Below are 13,538 nucleotides of genomic sequence, written 5' to 3'. Positions count from 1 at the left end.
TGAAACAGCCCGGATGCTCATGCCGTAGCGCATCAGGCGAGATACGCTTTGTGCGCGTATTGGTTGAGCATGCGGTGTGTGTTAAAGAACGAGCCGTTCATCGCGATGGCATGACGCATGACATCGGTGAACGCGTTATGCCGGCGGCTGAACCACGGCACCACCTGTTCTTCCAGCTTCTCATACAGCGACGCGCCGTCGTGATTGCCGTCGTGCGTGTCTCCGTTGGGCACCGCCGACCACGGTTTGCCGATTGCCCAGCCGGTCACGCCCTCGACGTGGCCTTCGACCCACCAACCGTCGAGGACGCTGAGGCTGGGCACACCGTTGAGCGCGGCCTTCATGCCGCTGGTGCCGGAAGCTTCGAGCGGCGGCGCCGGAGTGTTGAGCCAGACGTCCACGCCCGAGGTGAGGAACTGGCCGATGGCCATGTCGTAGTTTTCCAGATAGACTAGCTCGACCTCCGGGCGCAGCGAGCGCTGCAAACCGACGATGCGCGCGATCAAGTCCTTGCCCGGCTGGTCGGCTGGATGCGCCTTGCCGGCGTAGATCACTTGAAGGCCGCCGGCGGCCTTGCCGATGGCTTTCAGGCGCGGGATGTCCTGAAAGAGCAGGTCCGCGCGCTTGTAGGTCGCTGCGCGCCGGCCAAAGCCGAGCGTCAGCGCCGAGACATCGAGTTCGCGGCGGCAGGTTTGCTCGACGTGGGCGAAGAGCCGCTCCTTCGCCTGGCGGTGCGCGGCGCGCACTTCGGCCCGCGGGATGCGCAGCGCGTTGCGCAGGCTGTAATTGTCCTCGCGCCAGCCGGGAATGTGCCGGTCGAAGAGCCGCTGGAACGGCTCGCTCGTCCACGTGGCGGCATGCACGCCGTTCGTGATCGCGTCGATCACGTAGCGCGGAAACATCAGTTGCGAGACTTCGCCGTGCGAGCGCGCCACCCCGTTGTGGTAGCGGCTGAGGTTGAGCGCGAGAAGCGTGAGATTGAGCACGCCCTCGCAGCAGAAGACCTCGTGATGTTCGTGAAAATCATGCCGGCCAAGCACGCGGCCGGCGAGATCGAGCGGAAACTTGTCGTGGCCGGCGGGCACCGGCGTATGCGTGGTGAAAATGCACCGTTCGCGCACGAGCTCGACCTCCTCGAGGGTGAAATGGGGGCGGCCATTCGCGGCCGCGCTGGTGTCGAGCAGTTCGAGGCCCAGCAGCGCCGCGTGGCCTTCGTTCATGTGATAGTTGCGAATGGAATCGAACTCCAGCGCACGCAGCATCCGCACGCCGCCAATGCCGAGCACGACTTCCTGGCAGAAGCGGTAGTAGGTGTCGCCGCCGTAGAGCCGGTCGGTGAGGTGCCGGTCCCACTCGGAGTTCTCCGGCAGATTCGTATCGAGAAACAGCACCGGCACGACGAAGCCGGCTGGGCCGCGCACGTCGTATTGCCAGGCGCGCAGCGCCACGCGGCGGCCCTCGATCGTCACATGTGCCCGCGCCGGAAGCTCGCGCAACAACCGGCCGACGATCCAGGGGCACGGTTCCTCCGTTTGCCGGCCGGCGGCGTCGAGCCGCTGGCGAAAATAGCCCTGCCGGTGCACGAGCGTGATGCCGACCAGCGGTGTCCGCAGGTCCGCGGCGGATTTTAGGAAGTCGCCGGCCAGCACGCCGAGCCCGCCGCTGTAAGTCGGCATCTCGGGCAGTAGTGCGATCTCCATCGAAAAGTAGGCGATTTGTGGCGAGTGATTCATCGGGTGGAGGCTGCCATCTAGCCCGCCGCTGCGTGCAGCGATGGCGCAGCGAGGAAGGAAAAGGTCTCTCCGGGGCCGGTGGCGGGTGCCCTGTTTGCCAGCGCGGCCCGGAATTTTCCGGGCGGGGTTCCGGCGAATTTGCGAAACGAACGGTTGAACTGGGCGCGGCTCGCGAAGCCGACGGCATGGAGTGTGTCGGCGATCGTCACATCCGGGTGAGCGAGCATCTTCCGGGCGTGATCGATGCGCACGCCGCTCAGGAAGTCGCGGAACATCACTCCAAACGCGCGATGAAAGCTGCGCGAAAACGTCCAGGTGCTCATCTGCGCGACGGTCGCGGCGCCGGCTAGCGTGATGGGTTCATGATGGTGCGCTGCGATCCACTCCTTCGCACGGAGGAGCGCGATCGGCCCGCGTGGCATCTCGCCGGGAGCGTGGCGCAGATGCCAGTCGCCCAACTGGCCCGCGAAGATTTCGAGGAGCTGCACGAAGGCGGCATAGTCAGCCCGCGCCAGACACGAGGCGCGTCCGCGATCGTCGTCGGCTCGCTCCGTGACTGCGCTGTCATGAACGGCGGCGGTGAGCCTTGCAACGCGCGCGCCATCCCCGATGCAAGCCGCGCTCACTCGCACCGGGCCGATACACAGAAGCGCGAGCACGCGATTGCCCGCGCGAACGGGCACGGCGGTTTCGCAGAAACCGCCGGTCCACTCGCGGGTTTGCGTCGCACGCGAACCGTCATCGTGCGCGGTTCGCGTGCGAGGTGGGTTCGGACGTCCGATCGGCCGTGCAGCGAGGTTGCCCGGCTGAACGTCGCGCAGGATCGGCAGCACGCCGCTCGCCGCGGCAAACGCCCGCTGGTAATCCTGAAACAGCCTCGAGCCGGCCATGAAGTCGGCCGGAGTGAGGCGCAGGGGAGTTCTGCGGAATGTTGGCATGGGGCGCCGTTGCTTCGTCGCGGCTTCGGTTTTACCAGAGGAAACGCTACGCCTGCGCAACGGCGTTGAGACCTCCATACGGGTTTGGGCAGGTCTCTTTGGCCGTGGGATCGACAACCCATTTGCCGTCCACGACGAACAGATATTCGTGCCGACCGGGAGGGAGGGACACTTCCAGTTCCCATCGTCCGGGTATCACTTGGATCATGGCGGCGGCATCGGGCTTCCAATCGTTGAACGAGCCGGCAACGAAGACGGTGGTGGCGAGGGGATCGAGGTAGGTGAACAAGCCCCGGGCGAGGTTCGTCGGTTTTTTCTTCTTCTTCATGGATCGATGGTGCATTACGGCGGTTTTGGAGGACGGGAGACAAACGGGTCGGAAGGTTGGGAGGATAGTTGATCGCGAGGGTGGCGTTCTTCGCAGATCGCTCGAAAGACTGCGCATTTCTCACGCTTCGCGCGCGCGACCGCGCGCGAGTCGCAGCCGGAGTTGTTTCGGGGCTGCGAACGATTCAGGCGCGGGGCCGCATCACGCAGGATGAATCGCAATTGTGCTGGGCGGCGATTCTCACCTGCTGCAGCGGCCCTCGGCCATTAGGCAGGGACGGCTTCATTACAGTAAAGCTTCCGTCGCAGGAATTACATACCTGCTTTGTGCCCGTCTGCACGAAGCGGAGCGGTCCTTTATGGCTGGGCCAATCCTGCCGCATTTCGGTGACCGCGACGGTCTCGGGATCGGTGCAGACAGTGGCAGGCTTGGAGCCGGCGTGGATTTGTGGAGCGGCGGCGCCGATCGAAAAGGCCAGGAGCGAGCCCAGCCCGAGGAAGCGGGAGAGTGTTGTTGTCGTTTTCATGGGTCACGGATTCTTACTTTGATTGTTCATGTTTCGGCTCGGCCCGGTCCGGGGACGTGCCGAAGACCTTCGCCGCCTCCGCTTGGGCGGCGGCAACGCAGCCGGCGACCTCTTTACCGCACAGCGAGCAGGCGTGGGTCATCGAGTGAATCGTCCTCCCTCTCCAAACGGAGATGGAGCCCATGCCGCAGCGCGAACACGTGTGCCTCACGCTGGCATCGAACCACACGTCGTGGCCCTTGCTCGGCGGGCCAACATGCTTCGAGCCGCGGAGGATGACGGTCTCGCAGGCCGGACAATCCATCTTCCCGCCGCCCGAGCTGGCATCGCGGGTTTCCTTGCCTGTGGCTGGATTCGCGGGTGAAGGCCGGTCCTGAAGCGGGGAATCCGGGCTGGCCCCGGCGGAGCCGGCCAGAAGGCCGAGCCCCAGAGCCAGAACCGAGCCCAAACCGATTGTTTTCCTGAGATAGGGCAGCACTTTCATGGGATTTTCTTCTTGGGATGACTGCAAGCCGGCCGTTCTCCTTATACGCTCGGAGAACCAAAGCCCCCTCTCGAATTCTCCGCGCATGGAGGTCATAGTTCGGAGGCATGCGCCTGGATCGCCGCACGGCAGTGGCTGGCGTCCGCGCCCATTTCGAGCAATCCCGCAGCATGCAGTCGAAGGTCGCGCCTTTGACGGCGATGATCGAGCCGCGGCACAGGGCGCACTCATGTTTAAATCCCTTGACCCGCGCCCGTGCTGGGTTTTCGGAGACATGAATGGAGTCGATCAAAACCACCGTCTTGCAGGCGCTGCCGACCTCGTTCTCGGCTCCGGGCGGTTCCGGGTGGGCAGCTTTCTCGGAGGACACGGCGGCCGGGACCGGGTGGCTGGGTTGGAGCGCCGCGGCAGCGGACCCGGCGAAGGCGGCGCGACCAATCCCGAAGAGGCAAAATGCGCCGAGCGCGAAGATGCGGACATGTAGGAGAGTATCCATCGAGTGAAGACTGATGTTACTATGGGGTCGACGGTTGGTGAGGTGGGTGGGCGACGGTCAGGCAGTTCTGGCGGGGCGTTGCGCGGCCACGCACCGCGCCGCGTCCTTGCCGCACATTTCGCAGCCCGGCCACATCGCGACCGTCATCTTTCCCCTCATCGCGGTGATCTCGCCGCCGCAGTGTTCGCACGTATGGCGGAGACCCCACTTCGGCACGCTCGGTTGCCGTAGGTTGGACACAGGTGCGTCCAAGGCGCTGGCGCTGCCCAGAAGAGCTTTCGTTTTGCAGGCCGGACACGCCATTGCCTGCGAAGCGCCCGGCGCGGCAGCTTGAGCGTTTTGGGACTTTGTCGACGCGGGCCCTTTCGAGAACTGGGAACTGGGGCCGGCGTAAGCGTGCGCCGTGATCAAACCGAGCGCGAGGGCCAGAAGCGACCTCAGTCCGATCATCTTCCTCGCAGAGCGAAGTGCATTCATGACGGAGAGCGTTGAAGTTGTAACTCGGGGTTTCGTCTTGCCGATCGGTCATACGCCGATCGCTCTCCGCTCCCCTTGACTGTTCCCGCCCAAACGCTGCGCGGAAATTGTATTCACACTCCGGCCGATCATTCCCGGAAACGCAGCCCTTCGTCCCCCGCCCTGACCCGCGCAGGCCGGGAGCGCCATCAGCCGTTCTGTTTGCGCAGCAAGATCGGCACTGATGTTTTTCGGGAAAAGCGTGAGGGAAACGCGCCGGTGCGCCGTTTAATGGAAAACCTATGACCCTGCGTTCTGGCCCTCCGCTCCCCACGTCCGGCGCAGCAGCTCAGAGCCCTTTCCTGCGCCAGGTTTCACACTCGCCCGTCATGAACTTCGCTCCGGCCTTCCAAGTTCCAGCAGCCGATGTGGCCGGTTTCGTTGCCTGGACCAGGCTTATCGGCACCGATCCCGCGATGCTGGCGAAGATTCCCGAAGGCCGGATAAGTGAAATCGCCGCGAGGGCTGTGAACCCGAACGCAAGCGAAGCCGAGACGGACGCTGCGGCAAAACCCAACCGAGCGACCAAACGACACGTCGATGTCGTGCTCAGCTACATCGTCGAACTCGCGCGGCATCTCCGGACTGTCGCCGCGACGACAACGGAAACTCGCGAGACCATCCAGCGCCGTGATCGCCGTTCGCCTGGGCATCGATCCTTCCACCCGAGACCACATCGGTCTGCCGCGTGACCGCGCGCCGCGGATGCCTCGCCGAACAACGCCTCTGCCTTCCATTCCAAATCTTCCGAACATGAAAACGATTCGAATCCTGATCCTTGTCGCAATTCCGTTCGTCGGCGCTGGCGTGAGCCTTCACGCCGGGCACGGCAGCATGCCCGCCATGGCCGGCCACGAACATCGGGCCGATGCGTCGTCGCTCTCCGACGCGCAGAAGCAGTATCTCGTCAGCTACGATGCCGTCCGCGCCGCGCTCGCGGCGGACGACCTCGCCGGCGCGAAATCCGCCGCCGCGGATTTGCCAGATTCGCCCGCGGCAAAGCGGCTCGTGCGGGCCGACTCGCTCAACACCGCGCGGGTTGCGTTCAAGAAACTCAGCGAGGTCGCAGTGCAAGTCGCGAAAGGGCACGACGGATACTTCGTCTTCAATTGCCCGATGGTCGGCAGCGACTGGGTGCAGACGACGAAAACAGCTTCGAACCCCTATGTGGGGCAAAAGATGCCCACCTGCGGCGTCCTGAAGGACTGAACGTCCATCATCGCCTCGAATCTCCCCTATGAAATCCAAACCTACTCGTTGGCTTCTCTTGATTTGCGCCGCGCTCGGCCTCGCGATCCTGTCCGGCTGCGGCACCATGCCCGGCGGCGGTGGCGGCGGGCATCACCACTCTTCCCTCAAAGCCCCGAGCAACGCCGGCTGATCGCGCGAGCAGTCCCCGGCTTCGATTCGACCATGTCCTCGTAGGGGCGTCGCTTGCGACGCCCGAGGGCGCACCAAGGTGCGCCCCTACTCACGCCGCCGCCCGAGAAGGGCGGCGCATTTTTTTCGGGACGGGAAAAAACTGCGCAGATTTTACGATCTGCGCCCAGCCGCTAAAGCCGCCGCTGCCGCGTGCCGTCGTCAATGGCTCCTGTGCCGCTCACCATGATACGCCTCAGCGACCCAACGGAGAACAAAGCGATCGCCCCTGTTTGGGCAGACCCGGAAAACGTCACGATCGCCTCTCTTGACCCGCATCCGCGGCGAATCGAGTTCCTCCAGACCGTCGTGCTCGGCGGGGTTCCGCAGGCGATTCACGTCCACGGCGAGGATGCCGGCCTGCCGCTGCTGCTGTTCCTGCATGGCGGGCCGGGACTGCCGCACATGCCGTTTGCGCATGTGAACGCGGACCTCGCCAGATGGTTCCTCGTGGTGAATTGGGACCAGCGCGGCGCTGGCAAGTCGTATTCGCCCTCGTTGCGAGGTGCGCACTTTTCCGCCGAGCAGTTCGTATCGGATACCCACGATCTGATCCTGTGGCTGCTGGAACGGTTCGGGAAAAGCCGGCTGGTGCTGGCGGGACACTCGTGGGGCTCGGCGCTGGGCGCGATCGTCGCATCGCGGTATCCGCATCTCGTTGCGGCGTTCGTCGGCCTCGGTCAGGTCACCAACCTGCGGGTTGCGGAGCAGATGCGGTTTCAGATGGCACGCACGCTCGCCCGCGAACAGCAGAACCGCGCCGCGGCCGATGCGCTGGCCACACTTGGCCCGCCACCTTACCGATCGGCGCGCGAGTCCGACGCGCTGGAGCGGTGGACGTGCCGCCTCACGGGAGACTGCCATTGTCCGATCGAGGATTCGCGATTTCTCAGGCTCGCGCTGCTGTCGCCGGTTTATTCGTGGCTCGACCTGCTCAGAATTCCGCTTGGCGTCCGTTTGTCAGGGCGCTGCTTCTGGGAAGAACTGTTTCACGGCATCGATCTCTTTAGCCAGGTGCCGAAGCTGGACGTTCCGGCCTTCTTCATCGTCGGGCGGAACGACGCCGTCGTCACTCACGGGCTCGTCCGGCGCTATTTCGAGACGCTCGTGGCCCCACGCGGGAAGTCCTTCATCACGTTCGACCACTCCGGCCACTGGCCCCAACTCGAGGAGCCGGGGTGTTTTCGCTCGGTCCTCACTGGCCCGGTGTGGCACGGCCTGCGGCACGGCTTCGATGCTCGTTCGTTCACGTGCGCGGGTTGGAGCGGGCGCCAACCCGACGGCGACAATCTGGATGCCGTGACGAACGGCGCAGACCGGGAGCGCAGCGCCGGCGTGTTTTCCACGGACAGGGAAGCGGCGTGAACCGACGCTGGCGCCGCGCGCACGCTACACCGCCTTCGGCAGAGCGACGGGAAACTCGACCAGATGCGGATGGTTCCGCTTCGCCTTCGCGGTGACGGCGCACCGGCGGAGCATCCGGTCGAGTTTGTCGATCAGGAGCGAGAGCGATTGGTGGCAGTCGGGTGAGGCCACGCTCGCGCAGAGCTCCCGTCCGTGGCTGGCGAGCTGGCCCTTCGCCGTGAACCAGGCGTAGCCCGGGCGTCTTTGCTCGTAATCCAGCGCCACGCGAAGCCGGATGATGCGCTCGTGGTGACGAAACAGGCGCTCGGCCTTTTCCTGCACGAACGTCTTCAGCGAAGGCGTGAGATCGAAATGGATGCCTGATATGATTAATTCTCTCGGATATTCCTGGTTCATGGCGCGGATCGATCGAAGATTGGAGATTGCCGCAATTTGCCGCCCGGTCATTCGAGCGTGCTCACGATCCTTATACGCCACACCGGCCGGAATCCCTCTGCCGACGATATTCGGCGCGGGACTCCGGCCGGCTCCTCCATTCGCTGCAATTCAATGCGCCGCGCTTCGGTCCAGGATCTGGACCCGGCCATTTCCCAGCGTCGATGAAGCGACGGGCGAAGACCTACTTGTGCTCCGTGTGGTCGGCCACCTTTGTGACGAATGCACATTCCTCGCCTTCGTCGTTCACATAGGCGATTTCCTCGCGCACGGAAGGATCGTTGCGCTGACGTTTGATGATCACCTTCTACGCCTTGCACCAGGGACAGGTAACGTTGGCCCCTTCCTTGCAGAGTTCCATGGCGTGGTCGTGCGATTCCCCCGTGATTTCGGAGATGGTCTTGCACTCGTTGCAGACGTGGGCGATTTTGTCGCCCGTCTTTAGCTTCTCGGACTGAATCGGCTTGCGGAGCGACTCCCAGTAGTGCGGCCCTGGGCCGGCGTGGAGCGAGGATGTCAGCCCAAGGGACAGCATGAGCAGCGAGCAGAAGATCAGCCTGCGCAGCGACGTTGATGCGGATGTCTTATTCATGGTGGATGGCCAGTTATTGGTACCTCCGCGTTGCGATCTGCGGACGGGAGCGACGGTGAATCGCACGTTTCGAGCCGGTCTCTTGCAGGATTGGGAGTTCCGAATGCTCCGCTGCTCGCCCGCTGCGTTCGGAACCACCCACTTGCCCCGGCTCCGCTCTTGCGCCGAAGGTTTCCCCGCGATCTCAAACACAGGCAACCGTCGCCGCTCTTTTATGCGCGTGGTGCGTCATTCGGGGCGCCCGCAGATCGTTCTCGAGGCAAGCGGCGGCGCCTTTGCCGGGCCGACCGATTCTCGCTGCCGCCGCGCGCGCGGCTTCGTTCCTCCCCAGCCGGCCCGGCGAGGTCATCCACGACTTCGGCCAAGATCGCGAGGCGAGCCCCATCGCGGGATGCGGAACCCGCGAGAAGCCTATAGCAGACTTTTCTGCAGCCGTCGTACAGCTCTACCCGACAACGGTCGAACCACACGAAGCAGCCATCGTGGCCTTCGACGAGTTGTACCAGGCCGCGCTCGATTCGCATAGTCACTCCCTTCGCACGGCACACAAAATGTTCACCGCTCTGGTTGGTGATCGAGAACCCGATCCAACGCCCGCGCGTGTCAGCGGACGAACGCTCTCCCTCGGCGAAAATCGCGCAGTTCATGACGGCCTTGTTGGACCGCAATTCTCGCAAAAATCTCTTCCCGGATTCTCCGCATCCTACACGAAACGCTGCGCATTCCTTCAGCAATCGAGCCGGGCGCGATAGACCCTGGGCGAAGCGCCGACAACTCGGCGAAAGCTTCGGTTGAACTGGGAAAGCGACTGGAAACCCACGTCATAGGCCGCTTCGCTGATGCGAAACTGCGGATCCTGCAGGAGATCCTTCGCCTTCTCGATCCGCAGCCGGGCGACGTACTCGACGAAGTTCAGCCCGGTCGCCTTCTTGAACAGCATGCTGAAGTAGCCCGCGCTGACGTTCACCCGGCGCGCAACCTCGCCGAGCGAGATCTCCTCCCGCAGGCGTTCGTCGATGATCTCCCGCGCGCGGGCCACGGGCGAGTTTTCCGGATCCGTCCGCCGGAGCGCGAGCTGGTTCCCGCAGGCGGCTAGGTGCGTGGCGAAGATGGTGAGCAAACGGATCATCGATTCGTATTGCTCGGAAGTGAGCACACGCGTGGCGTAATATGCCTCCTCGGCTTGTTTCACGTCGATCTGCTCCCCTAGCTGCAGCAGTTCACGACTGATCTTGCTGAACTGTCGGCGGCTGGGCGAGTCGATGAGGATCCGGCCGGTCTGCAGAAACGCAATCAGCCGGTCTCCCACCCGGACGGGCACGGCGGTTTCGCAAAGTCCGGCAAAGCACTTCAACGTCTTGGGCTGAAGCCGGGCCTCCTCTTCCAGCCGCTTTTGCAGTGCCAAGCAGGATTCACACGCCCGATTTGTGCGGGCCATCAACGCGCAAAATGGAGCTCCACCAGCGACAGGTCTTTGGGGCGAAGCCGAATCACGACCATCCACCCCAGGCCGCCGCAGGCTGAGTGGCAGGCCAGTGGCTGTTTCAAACGCCTCTTGGTAGTCGCGAAACATCGCGGACTCGGAGAGGGAAGACCAAAGTGGAGCAATGGCATCCGGTGACATGATGGGAATCGGCATTTATACGCCAGCCGGGTGTCTTATCCCTCAACGTCGCGGCTGAATTTACACGGGCACCTAGCCCGCCGAGCCTGTGCCACGATCTTGGTAAAACTGAAAACGTTCAAAGCGTCACCCGTCGAACGACTCTCATTTTTCACCGAATCCAGCCTGTTATGAAGACCCTTATGGGATTCACCATTATGACTGCCGTGGACAGGCACTCCGGATCGTAGCCGGCGCGCGGACCCTAGCAACCGGGAACGCAGGAGCAGCCTATGCCGCCTCACATCGTCGGTAGGCTGATGCAGGACACTCGAATGTGCCAAGAGGATGACGGGACTTACGGCACTAGAAATCCGGGCTGTGCCTCGTGCAGCCCGTCGTGACCGCGCACTTCGATCGTCGCTGTGCCGCTGGGAATCTCCGGCATTTGCCGCCGCAGATAGCCGTGCGTTTGCGGCGGTCGCGACCCTCGCGGCAGCCATCGAGGACTGAAGTCGGCTATTTCCACCCGCAACACGCGGTTCGCGACATCCAGGAAGACCAGATCGACATGACTATTTTCGGTGGTCCCCCTCGGATCGGCGGCACACATAGGACTCCTGCTCGAGCGAGCCCTTCCTGACGAGAAGTCGCGGCCGATAAATCTCGATCGCCTCGGACCACACGGACCGCAACGACACCGAAGCCGCTTCCGGCGGCAGCGGCACCGGGGTGCAACTGGCAAGGCTCGCGAGAGCAAGTGCGGAGCAAAGATGCCATGAGTTCATGCGGGGGCGCGGCCGGCGTTTCGGTTCGTGCGGGCCGGTTCCTTATACCGGGCAGACTGGCATCACCCCTCCGCCCGGGAGAAAAACTCGTCGTTCGTCCGAACCGGCATTTCCAGCCACCCGTGGTAGTCGACTGCGGGTGGCTGGATGCCGGGTCGTGGCCCGGATTCCGTGTGGTTAACTCCAGCTTCGTCACCCACCGGAAATTTTCTCTGCGCGGCGATCAGCCGCAGCCGTGCTGCCCGTGGCCGGCGTGGCCTTGATCGGAAGTCGCATCGCCGCAGCCGTGGCCCGAACCGTCGCCATGGTTGTGGCCCGATGCACTATCGATTTTTTTCGGTTCACCGCAGCTCAGCATCGACTTTCCGAAATAAGGATTCTTCACATCGCCCGAGGCTTGCACCCAATCCGCCTTCGCCATCGCGCAGGTCATCACGGTGTAGCCGTCCACACCCGCCGCGAGCGGCTCGATCGCGAGGGTCAAGGACTTGAACCGGCCGCGCGCCGCGGCAATGTCGGCGGCCTTCGAGATGTCCAGCGCCTGCTCAGCGATTTGCTTTTGCCCGGCCACGCCCGCGTAGTCGGTGAGCGCAGTGGCCGCAGCCCTTGCAGCGGCCAGATTGTCAGCGGCGAGGGCATCGGCGATCTTCACATAAGCCGGGAGGAGCTCGAGTTTCACCGAGGCAGCTTCGGCCAATGCGCGCTCGACAAGACCGGCCGCGAGCGCAGCTACGACAAGAACGAGACGAAACGCAGTCTTCATGGGTTGGCGGATTTCATCGATCCTCGCACAGCCGGGTGCCGGATTGCTCCGCAGTTTTGCCGAAATACTGTGCAGGTTTGAAGATCGCGGCGCTCTAGAATTTCCAGGCGGCTGATGCCCAAGTCCAGCGGAGGGAGTCGATCGTGCGGGCGCCTGGCGTGAAGTCGAAACGCGAGGGCTGCCCCGCCGGAACAGGCGCGAACGACCGTTTGCCGGGCCGTTCGCCGCGCAAGCCGAATCCGACGATCCCGACCTGAAACTGCGGGCCAGCCGCCACCGGCGGACGGGCATGCATTCGCTTCGGCCCGGCGACCTGCTCTGCCTGACCGTGACATACGAGATCGACGAGGACGCGATCCCGAACGCCGTCCGTCGCGCACTCAGTCACCACGGCTTGTCCTGATGGCGCCGCGCCGTTGAGCGACCCGCCATCACCGGTCGTTGGCGCTGCGCGTAGGCCGATTCCAACCACGAACACGACTGCCGCGGACGCGTGCCGCATGCGGGTCACGAATGCCGATCGATTCGTTTTCATGTGTCTTCACCGGAAACGTGAACCCCATGTCGCACGGTTCCGCACCGTTGAACGTCTGCCGGCCCATCCATCCCTCAACCCGCGTCACGCGGCGCTGCGCAGTGGACGCCGTTTGGCTAGCTTGCTCTGGACGAACTCGCGAAAGCGAATGGCCTCATGCCTGGCCATCGTTCTTCTCAATTTGAACAGCGCTTGGCGCTCGATCTGCCGGATACGTTCGCGGGTGACGTTGAAGTTCCGGCCCACTTCTTCGAGCGTGGGCGTTTCGCCGCCATCGAAGCCGCGTGTGATGGGCCTTGTTGCACGCCACCGTGCACTTCTGGCAGCCGTCACATTTCGCAAGATCGATGACCATCACCCAGCGGCGGCCGGGCACGCCGAAGCAGACCGAAGGATCGTTGGGTGGCAGGTGCGGATGATCCGGCACATCGGTGCCGGCGACGTCGAGCTCGTGCAGATTGCCGTCCGGGCCGAGCAACGGGACTTTGCGCGGCAGCGTGGCGGGTGCGGGGCTTCGCCGGCTCCGCCGCGCGGACAAGCGGCAGCGACGTGGCCGCCGCGCCCCCGACGACACTGAAAAGCGAGAGAATCGCGGCGACTGGATCCACGGGCGCGGCCGGGCATGCGCCGCAAGGGTCTGCGAGCGGCGGAACAGGTTTGTCGTCCGACGCGCTCATGGCCGGTCGCCGTTCGTCGCGCGTGCCGCCACGATTCGGTGCAACGTGATGCCTTCACGCAGCCGCTGACGGTAGAACACCGGCATTACGCCGTCATCGTCGCATTGGAATCCGAAAATCCTGCGCCCGTCGCGGCCGAAGCCTGGATGCGGCCACGCCGGGATTTCACAGGAAATCTCCATGGCGCCGGGCGGAAGCGAGACGGGCGGTTTCATCGGGTGGGTCTTCATCGACGCGGTCAGTATCGCAGAATCCGTTGCGGCGATTCCCCGCAGGATCGCCGGACTTGTGTGCGGAACTTCATGCACTCTTGAACGGCGGGGCCACGCAAACCCCTCAC

General features: G+C 64.0%; 16 protein-coding genes. 4 read left to right on the top strand and 12 right to left on the bottom strand.

Features of this window, described 5'->3' with window-relative positions:
• Positions 1-32 precede the first annotated feature (32 nt).
• The 5 genes from glgP to OTER_RS22325 form a co-directional block, all read right to left on the bottom strand.
• Entirely contained in the window at positions 33-1,733 is a 1,701-nt protein-coding gene (glgP, locus tag OTER_RS22345; protein ID WP_012377212.1) for an alpha-glucan family phosphorylase, read from the bottom strand.
• Between the two features lie 17 nt (positions 1,734-1,750).
• Complete coding sequence (locus OTER_RS22340; RefSeq protein ID WP_237702412.1) at positions 1,751-2,671, bottom strand: helix-turn-helix transcriptional regulator; 921 nt, start codon at positions 2,669-2,671, stop codon at positions 1,751-1,753.
• Positions 2,672-2,717: 46 nt separating this feature from the next.
• Entirely contained in the window at positions 2,718-2,999 is a 282-nt protein-coding gene (locus OTER_RS22335; RefSeq protein WP_044891958.1) for a glycogen-binding domain-containing protein, read from the bottom strand.
• Between the two features lie 184 nt (positions 3,000-3,183).
• Positions 3,184-3,525 carry a hypothetical protein gene (locus OTER_RS22330; protein WP_012377209.1) on the bottom strand — a complete coding sequence of 114 codons (342 nt, stop codon included), beginning with the start codon at positions 3,523-3,525 and terminating at the stop codon, positions 3,184-3,186.
• A 13-nt stretch (positions 3,526-3,538) separates the two neighbouring features.
• The gene (locus tag OTER_RS22325) at positions 3,539-4,009 is read right to left on the bottom strand and encodes a hypothetical protein (RefSeq protein ID WP_148218214.1); all 471 of its coding nucleotides are present in this window, start codon (positions 4,007-4,009) and stop codon (positions 3,539-3,541) included.
• Between the two features lie 1,341 nt (positions 4,010-5,350).
• Here OTER_RS22325 and OTER_RS26350 point away from each other — a divergent pair.
• The 4 genes from OTER_RS26350 to OTER_RS22300 all read left to right on the top strand — a co-directional run bounded on the left by OTER_RS26350 (position 5,351) and on the right by OTER_RS22300 (position 7,805).
• Complete coding sequence (locus OTER_RS26350) at positions 5,351-5,713, top strand: hypothetical protein (protein ID WP_158305512.1); 363 nt, start codon at positions 5,351-5,353, stop codon at positions 5,711-5,713.
• A 61-nt stretch (positions 5,714-5,774) separates the two neighbouring features.
• Positions 5,775-6,230: a DUF3347 domain-containing protein gene (locus OTER_RS22305; RefSeq protein ID WP_012377206.1), complete on the top strand. Its 456-nt coding sequence runs from the start codon at positions 5,775-5,777 to the stop codon at positions 6,228-6,230.
• Positions 6,231-6,258: 28 nt separating this feature from the next.
• Positions 6,259-6,402: a hypothetical protein gene (locus tag OTER_RS26790; protein WP_012377205.1), complete on the top strand. Its 144-nt coding sequence runs from the start codon at positions 6,259-6,261 to the stop codon at positions 6,400-6,402.
• A 224-nt stretch (positions 6,403-6,626) separates the two neighbouring features.
• The gene (locus tag OTER_RS22300; RefSeq protein ID WP_044891953.1) at positions 6,627-7,805 is read left to right on the top strand and encodes an alpha/beta fold hydrolase; all 1,179 of its coding nucleotides are present in this window, start codon (positions 6,627-6,629) and stop codon (positions 7,803-7,805) included.
• Positions 7,806-7,829: 24 nt separating this feature from the next.
• On the opposite strand, the gene hpf is transcribed toward OTER_RS22300, so the two are convergent.
• From hpf to OTER_RS22265, 7 genes are all read right to left on the bottom strand, one after another.
• A complete protein-coding gene (hpf, locus tag OTER_RS22295; protein WP_012377203.1) occupies positions 7,830-8,201 on the bottom strand; it encodes a ribosome hibernation-promoting factor, HPF/YfiA family in 372 nt (123 codons plus the stop codon).
• 346 nt (positions 8,202-8,547) lie between these two features.
• Entirely contained in the window at positions 8,548-8,832 is a 285-nt protein-coding gene (locus OTER_RS22290) for a hypothetical protein (RefSeq protein ID WP_044891952.1), read from the bottom strand.
• A 727-nt stretch (positions 8,833-9,559) separates the two neighbouring features.
• A complete protein-coding gene (locus tag OTER_RS22285) occupies positions 9,560-10,405 on the bottom strand; it encodes a helix-turn-helix domain-containing protein (protein ID WP_237702492.1) in 846 nt (281 codons plus the stop codon).
• A 1,041-nt stretch (positions 10,406-11,446) separates the two neighbouring features.
• A complete protein-coding gene (locus tag OTER_RS26345) occupies positions 11,447-11,875 on the bottom strand; it encodes a DUF3347 domain-containing protein (protein ID WP_158305511.1) in 429 nt (142 codons plus the stop codon).
• A 205-nt stretch (positions 11,876-12,080) separates the two neighbouring features.
• Complete coding sequence (locus OTER_RS26340; protein WP_012377197.1) at positions 12,081-12,521, bottom strand: hypothetical protein; 441 nt, start codon at positions 12,519-12,521, stop codon at positions 12,081-12,083.
• Between the two features lie 84 nt (positions 12,522-12,605).
• Positions 12,606-12,854, bottom strand: coding sequence for a sigma factor-like helix-turn-helix DNA-binding protein (locus OTER_RS25480; protein ID WP_337446957.1), 249 nt, complete (start codon positions 12,852-12,854; stop codon positions 12,606-12,608).
• A gap of 340 nt (positions 12,855-13,194) precedes the next feature.
• Complete coding sequence (locus tag OTER_RS22265; protein WP_148218213.1) at positions 13,195-13,413, bottom strand: hypothetical protein; 219 nt, start codon at positions 13,411-13,413, stop codon at positions 13,195-13,197.
• Between the last annotated feature and the right edge of the window lie 125 nt (positions 13,414-13,538).

The sequence above is a fragment of the Opitutus terrae PB90-1 genome (genome assembly GCF_000019965.1).
GTDB lineage: Bacteria > Verrucomicrobiota > Verrucomicrobiia > Opitutales > Opitutaceae > Opitutus > Opitutus terrae.
This window is presented reverse-complemented; position numbering and strand designations above follow the sequence as displayed.